Source organism: Chelatococcus sp. YT9 (assembly GCF_018398315.1).
Lineage (GTDB): Bacteria > Pseudomonadota > Alphaproteobacteria > Rhizobiales > Beijerinckiaceae > Chelatococcus.
In genome coordinates this window covers 1,745,282-1,763,130 of the sequence record NZ_JAHBRW010000001.1, presented here as the reverse complement: position 1 = coordinate 1,763,130, position 17,849 = coordinate 1,745,282, and the positions used below count along the sequence as shown (strand labels likewise).

Genomic DNA, 17,849 nt, shown 5'->3' with positions numbered 1-17,849 from the left:
CGGCGCGCCATGGCGCATTTCAGAAAACGCGGCATTCGGGCGGCATATCCTGAATCAGCACACGTTCGACATTGTCCCAGGCCCGTCGGAACAGCGTCGCTGATGCCTGGCGAGTCACCCCCGCGATATGCGGTGTCAGTAGCAGCCGGTCCGCGGCCTCTCCCGTCAGGGCGAGCAGCGGGTTCGTCGGCTCGGGCGGCTCCTTGGCATAGACATCGACCGCAGCTCCGCCGAGATGGCCGGAGGTGAGCGCCGCCGCCAGCGCCTCCTCGTCCACGATGCCGCCACGGGCAGCCTGGATGAGGATCGCGCCTTTCTTCATCCGTGCGAGTTGCGCCGCGCCTATCATGTTGGTGGTCTGCGGGAGCAAGGGTACATGGAGGCTCACCACGTCGGCCTCGCTGAGAAGGTCATCCAAGGCCATGGCGCGCGCGCCCAGTTCACGCGCGGCATCTGCATCCCGCGGCGATGGATCATGATAGGCGAGCCGGGCGCCCGCCTTCGCGAAGGCATCCGCCACCGCAAGGCCGATCGTACCCAAACCGACGAGGCCGACCATGAGCCCGTCGATGCCGGCAAGATTGTCGGCGACCATGCTGGCCCGAAAGGAGGCATAGTTGCCCCGACGAATCTCGTTGCTCGACCACATCAAGCGACGCAACAGCAGTGACGAACAGGTCACGGCATATTCAGCCAAGGCGCCATTGCTCCCGCCCGGCACGTTGCAGACCGGAATATCTCGATGGACGAGGCTTTCCCGATCCACGCGATCGACCCCGGCTCCGGTGACCTGGACGAGGCGCAAGCGCGTTTGGGCAAAAAGCGCGGGATCGAGCTTCGGCCCGACCGCCGGAATGACCAGCGCGCGAGCTTGCCCGAGCAGTCCGGCGACATCCGCGTCGCCGGGCGTGCGATAGGCGATCGCGAGTTTGCGGGGCGGCTCCACGCCCACCCGGGTGAAGTCGGCTTCCGGCCGAAGGCATAAGACATCGACGTTCATCGTGAGGCCCTCGCTTCATCCCAGGATGCGAATTCCCGCGTCCGAGTCGCGATCTCTCCGATGGGAAAAAAGCATAGCAGCTCGAGGCTCCCCGCCCCCGTATTCCGCGTCACGTGCAGTTCCCCCGCTGGCACGATCACACAATCACCAGGCTGGAGCGCGAAGTTGCCGCTTTCTGTCTCGGTGACGCCAGCTCCCTTGAGGACATAGATGCATTCAGCGACGTCGCTATGGACATGCGGGCCGCGCTGAACGGAACCAGGTTGGCTCATCGCGATTTCGACATGACGAACCGTCATCGCATCGCCCAAGCCGCCATCCGCAATCTCGCGTGCGCTACGGCCGGGAAGGCCGAGCCTGCGCCCGTCAGAGGCCCGCACAAGCCGGGTCACGGTGTCGCCCGCCTGATCTGCGTGACCTCCGCCGTGCCGCCGAGGACATCGTCGAGAAGGCCAAAGATTTCCCTCGCCTCGCTCGCGATGGCATCGGCGAGTGCCGAGAGCATGGCCTCGCCGCGCTCCTTGGTCGCCTTCTGCGGCATGCCGTACCAACCTGTCGGCGCGATGCAGCGGATGTCCGTCAATACAGGCTGATAGCTCTTCGTGCGCCGCAGCTTGTCCATCTTCAGGCCATGGGACTGATCCGAGCAATAGGCGACCCGATCGAGATGCACCAGCTCGGGACGATAGGCGAGGACCGCAAGCGCCTCTATCTCGCCGCCATGCGTCAGGCCGTTGCATTCGTGCCCATACATGTCGGCCGCGACATAACAGGCCTGGACGGTCAACACGGTCATGCCGTGCTTGCGGTGAAGATCCTCCGCCGCAATCGCGAGCGAAGGAATATTGCCCTCGTGCCAGTTGAGGATCAGGAGATAGCGCGCCCCGTGCTGGGCCGTCGATGCGCAGATCTCCGACACCACCCGCATATAGGTATCGGGCGACAAGGTGATCGTGCTTTCGAACGGCATGTGCATCGGCGTCACGCCGACGGCAGGCGCCGGCAGGACCAGGCCGTCGAGCCGTTCCGCCACCGCGTGCGAGATGACGTTGGCGGCAAAGATATCCGTCCCGGTCGGAAGATGCGGACCGTGCTGCTCCACGCTTCCCGCCGGCAGGATGACCAGGGGATGCCGCTTGAACTGCTCGACAATCTCCGGCTGCGTCAGATCGCAGAAATAGCGACTGGAGGCGCTAGGCGACATGGCGGTCGCCCTCGCCGGCCCGGGCGCGGGCGGCTGCCATGACGTCGGCGAGCTTAACGAGTTGGCCGTTGCTTTCGATGGACTGGAGGGCTGCATAGACGCAAGCCACAGCCACGTTGCCGTTGTCAGCGCTCAACTCGTTGCCTCTGCCCGAACGGCAGCTTTCGGCAAAAAGCTCAAGCTCGACGCGAAACATATCACTCTCGCTATCCTGGAGGACTTCACGTTTCCCGAACCCATCCTTGCCGCGTTGGATGTAAAGCGAAGAGGACTTATGTATTTCATCCGGCGTATCCCACACACCGAAGTCGATCTCGTAATGCATCAGGCCCTTTGAACCGAAAACCCTGAGCGAAAAGATGCCAGGCGCCGTCCAGCTTGAGCCGACATAGGCGACCTTGCCGTCCTGAAACTTCAACAAGGTCAGCGACTGATCATCTACCTCCGCGCCTACCGGCGACAGTTTCGAGGCAATGGAACTCGCCTGGGATATTTCGCCACCGATGTAATGAACAAGATCAAACATATGAATGGCGAGCTGGGATAACGGTCCTCCGGGCGCGCGATGCTTGTACCAGCGCCATGTCTGCGGCGTGAGCTCCAGGGCGCGCTCGTTGGAGAAATTCGCCTCGATCAGCGCGACGCGGCCAAGCTCTCCGGCGTCAATCGCCTCGCGGATACGGCGCACGCCCGCCATCAGACGGGCACTATGCCCGACCGTGACCGTTATGCCGTGCTCCTTCTCAAGGGCGGCGATGGCGAGGCCATCCTCCAACGTGCTGGCGATGGGCTTTTCCGTATAAACATGCTTGCCGGCCTTCGCGACCTCGGCGGCGACAGGCAGGTGCTGTTCGTTCGGCACCGTCAGGATGACGCCCCTAATAGAGGGGTCGGCAAGCAAGGACTTCAGGTCCGGCGTGGTCGGAATGCCGGTGTCGCGCGTAAAGGCTTCCCGCTTTTCCTCCGACCGGCTGAACCCCGCCATGATCTTGATCGCATCCGATTTCTTGGCAGCGCGCGTCAACACCCGCGCCCAGCGTCCCAGTCCAACGATGCCAACATGCACAGGCTCCGCCATCTCTGATCCTCCCGCAATGAGGCCGCGTCAGGCTGCGGCTCGGTTTTCTTGTCCAAGATTGTCATACGGTAGTATGGTCATCTCACCCGGTCAAGCTGCATATGCGGGAGCGGTTCAGACCGGTGAGGACCACTGCCGCCATGTCGCGCTGACTGAAAGTAAATCCGCGGACCGCCCGGATGCGTATGCCGCGGCTCAAGCTTCCGGGATCTGGAGAGGTGGAGAAGTGGAGGGCGTCCCGTCAAAACGACAGGCCCGCTATTCATCCGGCAAGATGGTCGCACGCGAAAATCAACGGCGAGCCTGAATCAGTCCCCGCGGATTTGGTCTTTGAATGAGCGACAAAGCAGAAGGGTTCCACGGCCAGGACTGCTCCTCAAAGAACAGCCTTTAACCGGAACTCATGCTCATGATTTCCAGATCGCAACGTGGATCAGGTGTCGCCCTCGGCTAGCGTATGAGCAACGATCGCATTGGCATGGCCATGCCCCATCCCATGCTGTTCCTTCAAGAAGGCGACGAGTTCCATGTGCTTGGCAGGGAGCTCCGCACGAACCAAGCCCTTCCAGTAAGATATCGGGCGACCATATTTCTTCTCGATGGAAGGAAAATAGGATGCCGGACCTTTGATCTTCTCGTCGCTCATACCCGTCATGCGACCATAGAAGCACGATATTTGTCAACACGACAAAAACCAATGGCGGCATAATTATCAGCCAGTATTCGTCGGTTTATCGGCCTAGCCTTGCGCCACTGAGGTTCGGTGAGATTGACTAAAAAATGGTCCCCGCGAATAGATGTCCTGCGGGAACGATTCTGCCTCATCGAGTAAAATTCCTGGATCCGTCGCCACCGGTCAGAATATTTTTCCTATCCGGAAGCGCCATCTTCACGGAGCTCTGTTTCCTTTGCGCCCGCGCCGATGGTCTCTGCAAGAGCCGAGAAGAATTCTCCAGATAGTTTCTTGGCCGTTGACATCATCAAGCGGCTTCCGAGCTGCGCGATCTTTCCGCCGACATCCGCCTTTGCTGTATAGCGCAGAAGCGTATGTTCCGGACCATCCGGCGTAAGAGCAACGTCCGCGCCGCCCTTGGCGAAGCCGGCGACGCCGCCCTTTCCCTCTCCCTGGATGGTGTAGCCGTTGGGCGGATCGAGATTGGTCAATGTCACCGAGCCGGCGAATGTCGCCTTTATCGGTCCGATTTTGAGAACGACCGTTGCCTCCATCGCGCCAACATCGGTAGTTTCCAGGGACTGGCAGCCGGGGATGCACTGCTGCAAAATGGCGGGATCATTCAGGGCATCCCACACGACCTGAACCGGCGCGGCGATCCGCTCCTCACCTTCAATCAGCAAAGCCATCAAATCTCTCCCATGTTGGAGTATCTGCGCGTCACACAGCAACGCCTGCGGCATGATCGATGGTGCAGCGGCGACTGTTTTCCGATCTGGTTGAAATACCCGACCCGTCATCCCGACCCGGTGCCGGGAATCGAAACAATCGGCCTTTCTTATCGGGATGGCCGGGCAAGCCCGGCCATGCCAATGAAATCTCGTATTCAACGAGATCGGAGGATGCTCAGAGAATCAACTTGCTTTCACCTTATTAAGACAATCATCGGACCAATCCCCATTGGTCGAATACAGACTTATGGAGGATGCACTATTCCGGCGAAGAGCCCGACCCGCTTCTCATTGCGTGCAAATGAGACGGGGTGACGGGGAGTTCAGCTACGAACAGGCCTTCCGCGCGAAAAGCATCGTCTATCGCCGACGCCACAGCGGGCATGCAGGCGAGACGCCCTCCCTCCCCGCATCCCTTGATGCCGAACTCCGTGAAGGGCGAGGGTGTCTCCACATGATCGACGACAATGTCCGGGATTTCATGCGCGGTCGGTATGGCATAATCTGCGAGAGAGGCCGTCAGCAGTTGGCCGCCCTCGCCGTAGCGATAGATCTCATAGAGGGCGGTGCCGATGCCCTGCGCGATGCCGCCCCTGATCTGGCCTTCAACGATGCGCGGGTTGACGATCGTGCCCGCGTCATGGACGGCGATGTATTTCACGATGCGCGTCTGGTTCGTCCGCTCATCGATCTCCACGACCACGATGTGGCAGGCATGGCCGACGATGGGATAGAAGACACCGAGGTCGGACCTGTCAGCCTTCGGCATCGTCGTATAGGGATGATCATAGGTATGTTCGGCGGAGAGGCCGCTGCGAAAGTCCTCGCCGCCCGGAAAAGATAAACGGAAGCTGTGCGCCGCACGCGCGATATCCGCGAATGACTGCCGGCGTGATGGGTCGCCGATCACGGAGACAGATTCGTCATGCACCTCCACCTCGTCTTCCGCGACACCTAGCATATGCGCACCGAAGCGGATGAGCTTGGTTTTCAACGTCGCCGTGGCCCCCGCGATCGCTCCTGCCAGCATGACAGTGTATCGGCTACCAACAGGCCCCTTCGAGATCAAGCCGTTTTCTGTCGAGGCATAGTTCACCGCGATGTGATCGGGATCCATCTGGAGGTATTCGGCCGTCAATTGCTTGGCGACTGTTTCGGGACTATTGCCCCAATGCGGCGCGAAGATCGTGACAACGGCCATGCCGTCCGCATTGATACGGATGCGCACGCTCTCGGGGCTGCTCGTTTGGGGGAAGGCCGGCTTTTCATCGAGAAACCAAAGCTCCGTCACCGAAAGCACGCTGCGCTCGTTCACCGTTGCAACGCCGATCCCGATCCGCTTGCCCTCGGCACGGGCGCTCACACGCCGGGCCTCCCAGGCATCGAGGTCGATATGGGAGAGCGCCCGGTCGAGCACGCGGTGATAGTCGCCGCTATCGTAGATATTGCCGTTCGGAATCCGGTAGGGGAACTCGGCGTTGTCGATAAAATTCCGGCGGCGCAATGCGATGCGGTCGAAACCCGTTTCCTGCGCGGCCGCATCGACGAGCCGTTCGAGCACGAAGTTGCCAACCTCGCCGCCGAAACCGCGATAAGGCGCCTGCTGCGTCTTGTTAGTCAGGACGGCGGTGAGATCATATTCGAGCGCTGGAATACGATAAGGGCCGGTCGCCTGGGCAAGAGCATTGCCGTGGGAACCGGTGTTCATCATGAAATAAGCGCCGTAGTCGTCGATAACCTTGAGGCTCAGGCCTGTGAAGGTGCCGTCAGCGGACACGGCGAGGGCCGCATCATAGATGCGGTCCGAGGCATGCTGGTTGCCATTCGCCATATGCTCTAGCCGATCCTCGACGTATTTGACGGGGCGGCCTGCAAGCCGCGCGAGCCCGGCGGCGATCAAGGGCACATGGTAGAGAGACGATTTGCCGCCGAAACTTCCACCCACATCGCTGATATGGAAGTTCATCTGGAAGGGATCGACGCCAAGCGCCCGCGCCAGCCGCGCGCCGATGACGCTCTGCTGGGACATGTTCGAATGTACCGTGAACTTCTTCTCGGCGCGGTCGTAATCGACCACGGCACCCGACGTCTCGATCGGCTGCGGAGAAACGCGCGGCCATCGGAAACGGCGGCGCACCACATGGGCTGCCGAGGAAAAGGCCTCGTCCAACGGCCCCCAGACATGGCGGCTGCTGTGGACGACGTTGCTGCCGCGCTCCGGGTGCAGCACGGCGTCCCCCTCGGCGGCCATCGCCTCTTCGGGGTCGACCACAGCCGGCAGCAATTCGTAGTCGACCTCGATGAGGGCAAGCGCATCCTCGGCAATGTAACGCGACGCGGCGACAACTGCGGCGACCGGCTCACCGACATGCCGGACACGATCAACCGCGATACAATGCTGCACGATGGGTGGGGACGACAGCGTCGGCATGGGGCCAACGCTCTCCGCAAACTCCCGGCCTCCGACCGCCAGATAGACGCCGGGCAAGGCGCGCGCCGCATCAAGATTGATCGACACGATTTGGGCATGCGCATGCGGGCTCGCGAGCACGGCCGCATGCGCCATACGTGGCAGCTTCACATCGTCAACAAAGCGCCCACGACCGGAGACAAGCCTCACATCCTCCGGGCGCTTGAGATTCTGACCAATCCACCGAAAATTGCGTCGATCCGAAGACATCATACCGTCTCCTTGGCCTGATCACGGCTCGCGGTCAGGATCGCATCGACGATGGTCTCATAGCCCGTACACCGGCACAGGTTGCCTGAAATCGCCTCGCGCACCTCTTCACGATCGAGCAGTCCGCCCTGGCGGAGCAGCTCGGTCGCAGTCATCAGCATGCCGGGCGTGCAGAAGCCGCACTGGAGCCCGTGATTGTCGCGGAAGGAGGCTTGCAGCGGCGAAAGCTCTCCGTCGGGAAGCAGCAGACCCTCGACGGTCTCGACCTGCGCCCCATCGAGCTGGGCGGCGAACAGCAGACAGGAGCGCGCGGTGCGTCCGTCCACAAGCACGGTGCAGGCGCCGCACACCCCATGCTCGCAGCCGACATGCGTGCCTGTGAGACCGAGATGATCACGAAGGAAATCGCATACGAGCAGACGCGGCTCCACCGTTGTCTCGATGAGCTCGCCATTGATGGTCACGGAGATGGTGATGTGGCTCAATTCATCCTCCCTGCCCGTGTGGCCGCTGCCCGGATGTTACGCTCCAGCAAGGCCTTGGCCGCATCACGGCGGTATTCGGCCGATATGCCCGGCGCGTCGAAAAAAGAAATTTCGTCGATCTGCGCCGTTACGGCCGCATGAATCGCATCATCGGAAAGGCCGGTGCCGGCCAGCGCCTGCTCGGCGGTTCCAGCACGCAAGGCGCGTTCCTCCACGCCGCCTATGACAATGCGGGCGGACTCAAACCTGCCGTCTCTGGCCAGGATCTCCACCGCGACGGACACGATCGCGAAATCGCCCTTGCGGAGGCTGACCTCCTCGAAAGACACGCCGGCATGGGCGTTCGGGCGTGGTACGCGTATCTCAACCAGCAGTTCATGCGCTTCGACGGCGGTCGTGAACACGCCGAGGAAGAAGTCATCGGCGCCGACGATGCGGACGCCCTCGGTGCTCTCGATCACGAATTCCGCGTCGAGGGTGGTCAGGACGGCGGGCACCTCGGATGCAGCGTCCGCATGAACGACATTGCCGCCAATCGTGCCGCGGTTGCGAATAGTGTGATGGGCGACATTCTCGTAGGCCATCGCCAGCAGCGGCAGATGGGCTCGGACAAGAGGATGACGCATGACGTCGTTATGGCGGGTGAGCGCGCCGATGGCGATGTGCTCGCCCAGATCCTTCACGAAGGCGAGCTCCGAGAGCCGATTGATATCAATGATCACCGCCGGCTGCGCCATGCGGAAGTTCATCATTGGCACCAGGCTTTGCCCACCCGCGAGGATCTTCGCGTCGTTGTCGCGATGGTCCGACAGCAAACGAAGCGCCTCGGCCTTCGTGGCGGGCCTCCTGTAATCGAAGGGCGCGGGCTTCATGGCTGTTCGCCACCGGTGGGGTGACGCGCTGCGTCCATGAGTACGCCCATCAAAAGCGCCGGCTCGTCCTCCAGATTGACCCATGCGTGGTTGGTGCCACGCTGGATCACCACGTCAAAAGGCTGCAGCTCTGTCTCGTCCTCATCGAGGACCAGCAGCACCCTGCCCTTGAGCAGCATGATGTAGTCGAGGGTATGGGACTTGTGCATCGAGGGATGGCGAGTTGTATCGACGCGCAGATGCGCCGCGCCCATGCGCGCGAATGCGGCCGCCGCGGCCCGTTCGGCAACATCGGGATCCTCGTTGGACACCGTCCGCGGGCCGAGCTGAAAGAAGCGGAAGACGGTACCACCTGCAGGCGGCTCGAGCTGAACCGGCCAGGCAGCGTCATCGAGCTTGTCGAGCGAAGGCGGGGTGGACTCGGTCGCCCACAGGTTGATCAATCCACGCCCGGGAGCGGACTGGAGGACATGCGGAACCGGCGCATCGGCCAGAATGCGCGAGCGACCACCCTCCGCGTTGGTCGTGATGATCCGCCGGAACGGCGGCAGTGTTCCCGTGCTCATATCCGGTCCTCAGGTCAGGCGGCGCTGGTCAGACAGATCCTTGCCGCCACGAGTCTCGATGATCACGGCGCCCCGCGCCTCGATCATGGGCAGGGCGGCAAGCGCGCGAACGATGTGGAACTGCGTTGGCATGTCAGCCCAGTGCGTGTCGTGGATAGTCACCGTGCCCTCGGCACGGAAGGCCGCGATAGTGCGTTGCTGGCTTGCACCGGGCGGCGTGTGGCAGGCATAGGCGACGTCGGCCTCGCCCCACTGTCCCGTCGCGGGCACATACTTGTAGTGCAACGTGCCGCCGGCCGCCGGGCCTGACGGCGAGGCGGGCGGCGCTTCCTCGATCGCATCAAGCTCTATGTCGATGAAGCGATGGCCGAACCACATGGCGCCGTGGTATTCACGCCCCCGGAAAATGCGCGGATCCGGTATATCAGCATAAAGCTTGGCAAACCCAAGTTCATCACGGCCAGTCAGGATCGGATCCGGCAGGTTTTCCCACAAGACCGCGAGAAACATCCCGGTGACTTCATCGACAGCCCCCCTAAAGGTCGCGGGAAACTTGACGCCAAGTGTGTTGTAGCCGCGGCCGGCGAGCCATTCCAATTCCGTGAAATACTGCAGCTCGACTGTCACCACGGGCTCATCGGCGAGCGAAAAACCGGGGGGGAGCAAATTGCGGAGAAGCGCCGCATCCGTGAGATAGCTCACGGCGACAGAGCGCTTGCGGGGCGCATGCGTCCAATCGAATGGGCGACCATCCGGCCCCTGGCGCGGTCCGGCACTCGGACCGAAGCCATAGGGCATGCGATAGACCAAACCGGCCGTCATGCTACGCCGCCTTCACTGCAGGGTCGGTGGGGAGAAAGCGCTGGTCGATGGCACCGAAGATCGACCTTCCCTCGCCGTCGAACATCTCGATACGGACACGGTCGCCGGGCTGCATGAAGGGGGTTACGGGCTTTCCCGTCTGGATCGTCTCGATCATACGGAGTTCGGCAATGCAGGAATAGCCGACGCCGCCCTCATCCACGCGGCGGCCCGGGCCGCCATCCTCGCCACGGTTTGAGACCGTGCCCGACCCGATGATGGTTCCCGCCGAAAGCCGGCGGGAGCGCGCCGCATGGGCGACCAGCGTGCCAAAGTCAAATGTCATGTCTTGACCCGCGTTCGGCTTGCCGAAATCGACACCGTTGAGCCAGCTATGGAGCGGCAGGTTGAGCCGGCCATCTTTCCATGCCGGACCCAGCGCCTCAGGGGTGACGGCCACCGGCGAGAAGGCGGAGGCGGGCTTGGAATGGAAAAACCCGAAGCCCTTCGCCAGTTCGCCCGGGATGAGATTGCGGAGCGAAACGTCATTGCACAGCATCACAAGCCGGATCGCGTCGAGCGCTTCTACTCGGCCGGCGCCGAGCGGCAGATCGTCGATGATGACGGCGATCTCGCCCTCGAAGTCCACGCCCCATGCGGGATCCGGCAAGGTGATTGGCTCGCGCGGCCCGAGGAATGCGTCGGAGCCGCCCTGGTACATCAGCGGATCGACCCAGAAAGAGGCCGGGAGTTCCGCGCCGCGCGCGCGGCGCACGAGGTCGACATGGTTCACATAAGCCGAGCCGTCGGCCCATTGGAAGGCGCGCGGCAGCGGCGACGCACAGGCCGCCGTGTCGAAAGCAAAGCCGGCTTCCGTTCCGTTCGCCAACCGCTCGGAGAGTTCTTGTAGCCGTGGTGCCGCGTCGGCCCAATGATCCAGCGCCGCCTGCAGGGTCGGCGCTATGGCGCCAGCGTCCGCCGCGCGGCTGAGATCCGGAGAAACGACGACCAGGCGGCCGTCACGCCCGTCCGCGAGACTGGCGAGTTTCATGATACATGCCCTCCCGTGGCGCGCGCGAGTTCCGAGCCATAGGTTGCGCGGGTGGCCGTCTGCCCGGTCTTTTGCATGGCCTCGGCGAAAGCGGCAGCCAGATGGTCCGACGAAGCCTGCGCGCGGGCCCTCACCGCCTCGACATCGACGCCGACGAGGCGGCCATCGCGCTTGCGCGCCTCTCCGGCGACAAAGACGCTGTCGATATCGGACGGCCGCACCTGGAGAACGAGGGCGGCGACAGGGTCAGGTGTGCGCGGCGCATGATGAATGCCATCCTGCCGAACCGTGATGATATCAGCCTGTTTTCCGACCGCGAGCGAGCCTACTTGCGCATCGAGCCCGATTGCCCTGGCACCATCGATCGTGGCGAAATCGTAGGCGTCCGCGACCTTCAGATCGATCTCGGGCGGCATCCGACCGGCATCCAGGATCTTCTGATTGTCGACCGCGCGGGCCGTCTGGAGTGCGATGCGCATCTGGGCGAACATGTCGCCGGAATAATCGGAAACGATATCGATCCCGAGCGTGGGACGCAGCCCCACCGCCAGGGCGCGGTTGATGACGGGAATGCCCATGCCCATCTGCAGCTCCGTCTCCGGCGTGACGCTGAGCGCCCCGCCACTGTCGGCGATCGCCTTCAGCTCATCATCGCTCGACGCGTTGCAATGAACATGGAGCATGCGAGGGCCGAGCAGGCCGGCTTGCGCCAGGCGTGCGACGCTGTCGGGCGTGGAGAGCGTGCCCATATGCATGGTCATCGGGATATCGAAGTCACGCGCGACGGTGATCTCGTCGGCGGTATGGGCGACCGGTATGAGGTTGAACTCGGTCAGCGCGACACCCATCGTCACGAGCGAACTCGCAGGACGCGTGCGGAAACGTGCATCGAAGAAGTGGCGCGCATGCCGCACACGAGCGTCGTGATCGGCGAAACTGCGCGGCTCGGACGGTACGTCATAGAAGCCGTAGTAGAACTGGCCTCGTATTCCGGAGCGGTCCAGCCCGTCGATGCCGGCATCGGCATGCTCGGGCGTGCGCATGATATGGCAGAAATCGCAGATGGTGGTGATGCCGGCGTCAAGGGCTTCGAGCGCGCCCGCGTAGGTGCTGATCCAGACATCCTCCGGCCGGTAAGCGGTGGCATAGCCGAGCCGGATGAAGCGGATGTATTCCACAAGGCTCCAGTCGGCCGCGACGCCACGGATCGAGGTCTGCCAGATATGCCGGTGCGTATCGACAAAGCCCGGCGCGACGATCATGCCGCTCACGTCGATGATCTCAGCGTCGGCAGCTTCGATCGACGGACCGATGGCGGCGATGATATCGCCTTCGATCAGCAGGTCCGCCGGCTCGCGCGGACCGCCGATCACCTGCCCGCCTTTGAGCAAGATCTTTGTGGGCACCGTTGATCTCTCCAGTTTGAACGTCAGTCGACAGGGCCGGCGGGGGCGGCCTGCATGCCTGCCTTCATGAAGGCGATGGCGTAGCGCAGCGCACCTTCGGGATCGGCGAGGCTGAATTCCTCGCCGAAGACGGGCTGCAGGCGGCCGTTGTCGGCACGGATGTAAAGCATCGCCCCGTAAACGCAGGCGACCCGCCAGAACAGCTCCTCGGCCGACAGCTCCGGGCAGGCCTTGGAGATGGCATCGGCGAAAGACCGGGCCACTTCATCATAGGCCTGAAACAGGATCCGCTTGACCTCGGGGTTGGGATCCGTGGATGCGCGGCCGGACAAAAGGCGAAACGCGCGCTCGCCATCGTCCCGAGGTTTGCGCAGGGTCGGCTCGATGAACGCGCGCAGCACCACCTCGACATCCGGACGACTGTCGACGGATGCTGCCATCGCTTCCTTTATCTTGGCGATCCGCTCCCTGTTCATCGGCTCAAGGCGGCGATGGAAAACGGCCTCTAGCAGACGCTCCTTCGAGCCGAAATGATAGTGAACGGCTGCGGTATTGGCGCTCGCCTCTTCTGCGATCATCCTTGTCGGCACGTTGCTGTAGCCACGCTCAGCAAATAGACGCTCCGCGACGTCCATCAACCGCTCGCGCGTGTCTGATGCGACATCCTGAACATGCCTCATGCGATTTCCTCCACACCCTCGTGTAATGCAGTCAACTGATTAAAGCAAGCGCTTGACACAAGCGCGAAAGTTGGATTGTGTGCCGCGCATATAGGGAGGAAATGTCATGATAATTCTTAAGCGCCACTTGGTTGCGCTCAGCTTCGGCGCCATCCTTGCCGTGACTGGCCAGGCAAATGCATCTGAACCGGTCAAGCTCGGCTTGATCAATCCGATCAAGACTCTCATCGGCAAGCAGAATGTCGAGGGCGCCCAGCTTGCGGCCGAGATGCTCAACCAGGATGGCGGCATTCTTGGCGGTCGCAAGATCGAGCTTGTTACATACGACACCAACTTCTCGCCACCCGAGGGGGTCGCGGCGATTCAGCGCCTGCTCACGCAGGACGGTGTGAAGGTGATTGCCGGCGAGATCTCCAGCAGCGTGGCGCTGGCGGCCATTCCGGTGGTCGAGGGCGAGGACGCCATTTTCATCGCGGCTGTGCCGAAGCATCCGGACGTCACGAAATCCGGATACGACAAGGTTTTCCGGATGAATACGACGACAGCGCAAGACGCGAAGTCGTTTGATGCGTTTCTTGTGGAGACGATCAAGCCAGAGAAGGTCGCTATTCTCGCGGAGAACAGCGACTTCGGCCAGGTCACGATCAAACATATGAAGGAATTGTTCGGCAACAAGCTGGTGTATTCCGACACGTTCGGCATGCAGCAGAATGATTTCGCGGCGATGTCCACGAACGCGCGCGCATCCGGCGCGGACACGATCTGCATCGTCGGCTCCAACATGGAGCAGTACGGCAATATCCTGCGCGTCCTCTCCGACCTCGGATTCAAGGGCAACCGCTGCCTGATGCCAGGCATCCTCAATTCCGAAGGCGTAAAGATCGCCGGCGCAGCCGCAGAGCAGGCCTTCAGCGCGGACATCTACGTCCCGGCGATCGACAATGCTTTCAACAAGCGTTTCGTCGAAGCTTTCCAGAAGAAATTCGGTCGCAAGCCCGAGAAGATCGAAGTTCTCGGCTTTGAAACCGTCTGGATTGCCGCCAAGGCGATGGATAAGGCGGGGACCGCCGACGACACCGCCAAGATCGCCAAGACCATCCATGAAGGCAAATGGGAAACGCCCCGTGGCGAAGTCACCTTCGACAAGGACGGCCAGGCTTCCAGCGGTGAGTTGCTCCGTTTGTCCGTCAAGTCTGGCGAGATCGTAGTCGACCGATAGCCGCCTCGACAGGTCCAAACGCCATCGGGAGGTTGCGCGTCACGCGCGCCCTCCCGCGGCTGCATGCCGGAACAATGCGATGCTTGAACTTCTCCTTCAGCAAGGCGTGAACGGGCTGACCCAGGGCATGGCCTATGCCCTCGTGGCGCTCGGCCTGACCATGATTTTCGGCGTGCTCCACGTCATCAATTTCTCGCACGGCGAGCTTTACATGCTGGGCGGCCTCATGGCCGTCGTCGCGACCACGATGCTCGGTCTGCCGTACGGTTTCGCGCTCATCCTGGCCGTCGTTGCCGTCATTATCATCGCGGCCCTCGTTGACCTGATCGCGGTGCGGCCAGTCCTGCCGACAAAGGATGGGCCATCCACGGTGCTGCTCAGCACGTTCGCGGTCAGCCTGCTGCTCCATCAGTCGGTCCTGTCCACTTGGGGGCCCAATCCGTCGCGCGTCGAGGGACTGGAGGGGACCATATCGCTGGGTTCGATCGTCATCACCAACCACCGGCTGCTTGTGCTGGCTGCGGGCATCGTCATCCTGCTCGCCATAGAATATGTCCTGCGTCGTACGCTCGTCGGGCGCCGCATCAGGGCCGTCGCCCAGAGCGAATTCGCCGCGCAGGTCGTCGGCATCGATGTCGCGCGCATCCGCACGCTGACCTTCCTCGGAGCGGCCGGCATAGCGGCGGCGGCCGGAGCCCTCATCGCGCCAGTCAGCCTCTTCACGCCATCCATGGGCCAGCACGCCATCATCACCGCCTTCGTGGTCGTCGTCATCGGCGGCATGGGGAATGCGACGGGCGCGGTCGTCTGCGGGCTGCTTCTCGGCCTGCTCGAAGCCCTGGCCAGCGCCTTCATGCCACAGGAAATGGGCACCGCCATCATCTACGCTCTGCTTCTGATGTGCCTTCTCATCCGGCCGCATGGCCTTTTCGCGGGGCGTGCCCGATGAGACGTCTCCTGATCATCCTGGCCATCGCCCTCGCGGTAGCGGCACCCTTCCTGCTCGCCGGGCAAAGCTATTACAGCGGCCTCCTGGCCTATGCCGCGGTCCTTGCGATCTTCGGCCTGTCGATCAACCTCACGGTGGGTTATCTCGGCCTGATTTCCTTCGGCCACGCCGCCTTCTTCGGGCTCAGCGCCTATGTCGCCGGGTTGGTGATCATCAATTTCGGCATCAACTACTGGGTGACCCTGTTGTTCGCGCCGATCCCGGCCGCACTCCTCGGCGCGCTGGTCGGGTTCGCCTCAGTGCGGCTGGGCGGCGCCTATTTCGCGATCGCCACATTGACGACGGCCGAAATCCTGCGCCTCGTCGTCTCCAACTGGGTCGATCTCACGCGCGGGCCGCTCGGCCTGATCGTGCGGCGCCCGCGCGTCGAGGCGATCGAGTCACTCGGTCTCGTCTTCCACCAATACTACCTCCTGGCGACGCTGCTCGGGCTTGGCCTCGCCGTGTTCATCGTGCACCGGCTGCTCAACAGCCCCACCGGCCGCTCCTGGAAAGTCATCCGCGAATCCAATGATCTCGCCGAGAGCATCGGCATTCGCACCGTGCGCCAGCGCGTCATCGCCATCGCACTCTCCGGGGGGCTGGCGGGATTTGCCGGCGTCCTGTTCATTCCGCGCACGCTCGTCCTCACACCGGATCTGTTCAATCCGATGTTCTCGGCGACAGGACTCTTGATCGCCATTCTCGGCGGCAAGGGCACGCTGATCGGCCCGCTTCTTGGCGGCGCCATCTTCGCGGCCCTTCCCGAGACGCTGCGTTTCGTCGATGAATATCGGATCGCGATCTTCGCGCTGATCCTGCTGGCCGTCATCCGCATCCAACCGGGCGGGCTCGCGCCTCTCTTCCGTCTGACGTCCCCCTTCCGCACGCCCAGCGCGCCGGACAAGGGCGGCGAGATCGCCTTCGAGCCCTCCCCGCGCCTCACGGTGACGGATCTCACCAAACGGTTCGGCGGGCTGACTGCGGTCGACAACGTCCGCATGAGCATCGAGCCCGGCGAACTCGTGGGCATCATCGGCCCGAACGGTGCCGGCAAGACGACCTGCCTCTCGCTGATCAGCGGTTTCACCCCGCCAACGGAAGGTGAGGTCCGCTATGGCGAGCGCAAGGTAACAGGTGAAGCGCCGAGCAGCCTCGTCGCGCATGGACTGGCACGGACGTTCCAGCAGGCTGCGCTTTGCGGCAACCAGACCGTCTTCGAGAACGTGCTCGCAGCCACAAGTTGTTCGGAGCCCGCATCCCTTCTGAGTTCGGTACTCCGCGGCACCGGTTGGCGCTCAAGGGAAGCCAAGCGCATCCAGCGCGCCTGGGACTGCCTGGCCCTCGTCGGCTTGGCGGAGCGTGCCTCGCCCGAAGCGGGATCGCTTCCCTATGGCGAGCAGAAGATGCTGGCCATCGCTGTTTCTCTGGCCACGCGGCCTCGCCTCCTGATGCTGGACGAGCCTGCGGCCGGCCTCAACCACACCGAGGCCAACCGCCTTGCAGACCTGCTTCGTGGCCTGCGCCAGCGCGGCCTGACGATCGTTCTCGTCGACCACAACCTGCGCATGATGATGGCGCTCTGCGACCGCATCATCGTGCTCGATCGCGGCCGCCTGATCGCCCAGGGCACGCCGGCCGAAATCCAGGCGGACAAGACTGTCATCGAGGCCTACCTCGGCGGCTACAAGGCGGAGGAGGCGCGGAATGCTTGAGCTTTCCGGACTTTGTGTCACCTATGGCAAGGTCAGGGCGGTCGACGACATCTCGCTGGCAGCCGGCCGTGGTGAAGCGGTCGCGCTCATCGGTGCCAACGGCGCCGGCAAATCCTCCATCCTCAAGGCGATTCTCGGCCTCGCGACGTCCTCGGGTTCGATCCGCATCGATGGCACGGAGCTCAGCGGACAGGCGAGCCATGTGCGCGTCGCCAGCGGCGTCGCACTGTCGCCCGAGGGCCGCCATGTCTTTCCGCAGATGACGGTGCTCGAGAACCTCGAGATGGGTTTCATCGGCGGTGACTTTCCAGCCTTGTGCGAGGACATGCTGGAGCTGTTCCCCCGCCTGCGCGAGCGCAGCAGCCAGTTTGCCGGCAGCATGTCCGGCGGCGAGCAACAGATGCTCGCTATCGCACGCGCCCTGATGTCACGGCCTAAAGTCCTGATGCTCGATGAGCCCACGCTCGGCCTTGCCCCTCTGATCGTCGACCAGATTCGCGAACTCATCGGCCTGCTCAAGACCCGGGGGATGACGGTGCTGCTCGCCGAACAGAACGCCGAGATGGCACTTGCGGCCACCGACCGCGCCTATGTGCTGGAAACCGGCCATATCACGACAACGGGTGCCTCAGCGGAGCTTGCGGCGGATTCCGCGATCCGACGCGCCTATCTCGGGCTTTGATGGCCCGATCCCCAGAAT

The 17,849-nt window shown here is 62.8% G+C and carries 18 protein-coding genes; 4 read left to right on the top strand and 14 right to left on the bottom strand.

Annotation, left to right across the window (positions count from 1 at the left end):
- Window positions 1-19: 19 nt before the first annotated feature.
- From KIO76_RS07885 to KIO76_RS07820, 14 genes are all read right to left on the bottom strand, one after another.
- Window positions 20-1,000, bottom strand: coding sequence for an NAD(P)-dependent oxidoreductase (locus KIO76_RS07885; RefSeq protein WP_213322415.1), 981 nt, complete (start codon window positions 998-1,000; stop codon window positions 20-22).
- Window positions 997-1,392: a cupin domain-containing protein gene (locus tag KIO76_RS07880; RefSeq protein ID WP_213322413.1), complete on the bottom strand. Its 396-nt coding sequence runs from the start codon at window positions 1,390-1,392 to the stop codon at window positions 997-999. The genes KIO76_RS07885 and KIO76_RS07880 overlap by 4 nt, the downstream gene beginning before the upstream one ends.
- On the bottom strand, window positions 1,389-2,204 hold the full coding sequence (locus KIO76_RS07875) for a creatininase family protein (RefSeq protein ID WP_213322411.1): 816 nt from the start codon (window positions 2,202-2,204) through the stop codon (window positions 1,389-1,391). The genes KIO76_RS07880 and KIO76_RS07875 overlap by 4 nt, the downstream gene beginning before the upstream one ends.
- On the bottom strand, window positions 2,194-3,282 hold the full coding sequence (locus KIO76_RS07870) for a Gfo/Idh/MocA family protein (RefSeq protein ID WP_213322409.1): 1,089 nt from the start codon (window positions 3,280-3,282) through the stop codon (window positions 2,194-2,196). Before KIO76_RS07870 ends, KIO76_RS07875 begins: the two co-directional genes overlap by 11 nt.
- A 433-nt stretch (window positions 3,283-3,715) precedes the next feature.
- A complete protein-coding gene (locus KIO76_RS07865) occupies window positions 3,716-3,928 on the bottom strand; it encodes a DUF4287 domain-containing protein (RefSeq protein ID WP_213322407.1) in 213 nt (70 codons plus the stop codon).
- 224 nt (window positions 3,929-4,152) lie between these two features.
- Complete coding sequence (locus tag KIO76_RS07860; protein ID WP_213322405.1) at window positions 4,153-4,644, bottom strand: SRPBCC family protein; 492 nt, start codon at window positions 4,642-4,644, stop codon at window positions 4,153-4,155.
- 301 nt (window positions 4,645-4,945) lie between these two features.
- The gene (locus KIO76_RS07855; protein WP_213322403.1) at window positions 4,946-7,369 is read right to left on the bottom strand and encodes a xanthine dehydrogenase family protein molybdopterin-binding subunit; all 2,424 of its coding nucleotides are present in this window, start codon (window positions 7,367-7,369) and stop codon (window positions 4,946-4,948) included.
- The gene (locus tag KIO76_RS07850; protein ID WP_213322401.1) at window positions 7,366-7,851 is read right to left on the bottom strand and encodes a (2Fe-2S)-binding protein; all 486 of its coding nucleotides are present in this window, start codon (window positions 7,849-7,851) and stop codon (window positions 7,366-7,368) included. Before KIO76_RS07850 ends, KIO76_RS07855 begins: the two co-directional genes overlap by 4 nt.
- On the bottom strand, window positions 7,848-8,723 hold the full coding sequence (locus KIO76_RS07845) for an FAD binding domain-containing protein (protein ID WP_213322399.1): 876 nt from the start codon (window positions 8,721-8,723) through the stop codon (window positions 7,848-7,850). Before KIO76_RS07845 ends, KIO76_RS07850 begins: the two co-directional genes overlap by 4 nt.
- Window positions 8,720-9,289, bottom strand: a complete 570-nt coding sequence (locus KIO76_RS07840) for a cupin domain-containing protein (RefSeq protein WP_213322397.1) — start codon at window positions 9,287-9,289, stop codon at window positions 8,720-8,722. The genes KIO76_RS07845 and KIO76_RS07840 overlap by 4 nt, the downstream gene beginning before the upstream one ends.
- A gap of 9 nt (window positions 9,290-9,298) precedes the next feature.
- A complete protein-coding gene (locus KIO76_RS07835) occupies window positions 9,299-10,111 on the bottom strand; it encodes an acetoacetate decarboxylase family protein (protein ID WP_213322395.1) in 813 nt (270 codons plus the stop codon).
- Between the two features lies 1 nt (window position 10,112).
- Window positions 10,113-11,141, bottom strand: a complete 1,029-nt coding sequence (locus KIO76_RS07830) for a fumarylacetoacetate hydrolase family protein (RefSeq protein ID WP_213322393.1) — start codon at window positions 11,139-11,141, stop codon at window positions 10,113-10,115.
- The gene (locus tag KIO76_RS07825; protein WP_213322391.1) at window positions 11,138-12,547 is read right to left on the bottom strand and encodes an amidohydrolase family protein; all 1,410 of its coding nucleotides are present in this window, start codon (window positions 12,545-12,547) and stop codon (window positions 11,138-11,140) included. Before KIO76_RS07825 ends, KIO76_RS07830 begins: the two co-directional genes overlap by 4 nt.
- A 23-nt stretch (window positions 12,548-12,570) precedes the next feature.
- Window positions 12,571-13,227, bottom strand: a complete 657-nt coding sequence (locus KIO76_RS07820; protein WP_213322390.1) for a TetR/AcrR family transcriptional regulator — start codon at window positions 13,225-13,227, stop codon at window positions 12,571-12,573.
- 106 nt (window positions 13,228-13,333) lie between these two features.
- Between KIO76_RS07820 and KIO76_RS07815 the strand changes: the two genes are divergently transcribed.
- The 4 genes from KIO76_RS07815 to KIO76_RS07800 all read left to right on the top strand — a co-directional run bounded on the left by KIO76_RS07815 (window position 13,334) and on the right by KIO76_RS07800 (window position 17,831).
- On the top strand, window positions 13,334-14,446 hold the full coding sequence (locus KIO76_RS07815; RefSeq protein WP_213322388.1) for an ABC transporter substrate-binding protein: 1,113 nt from the start codon (window positions 13,334-13,336) through the stop codon (window positions 14,444-14,446).
- A 79-nt stretch (window positions 14,447-14,525) separates the two neighbouring features.
- On the top strand, window positions 14,526-15,395 hold the full coding sequence (locus KIO76_RS07810) for a branched-chain amino acid ABC transporter permease (RefSeq protein ID WP_213322386.1): 870 nt from the start codon (window positions 14,526-14,528) through the stop codon (window positions 15,393-15,395).
- A complete protein-coding gene (locus KIO76_RS07805; RefSeq protein ID WP_213322385.1) occupies window positions 15,392-17,149 on the top strand; it encodes a branched-chain amino acid ABC transporter ATP-binding protein/permease in 1,758 nt (585 codons plus the stop codon). Before KIO76_RS07810 ends, KIO76_RS07805 begins: the two co-directional genes overlap by 4 nt.
- Window positions 17,142-17,831 (top strand): ABC transporter ATP-binding protein, encoded by a 690-nt coding sequence (locus tag KIO76_RS07800; RefSeq protein WP_213322382.1) that lies wholly within the window; start codon window positions 17,142-17,144, stop codon window positions 17,829-17,831. Before KIO76_RS07805 ends, KIO76_RS07800 begins: the two co-directional genes overlap by 8 nt.
- Window positions 17,832-17,849: the final 18 nt, after the last annotated feature.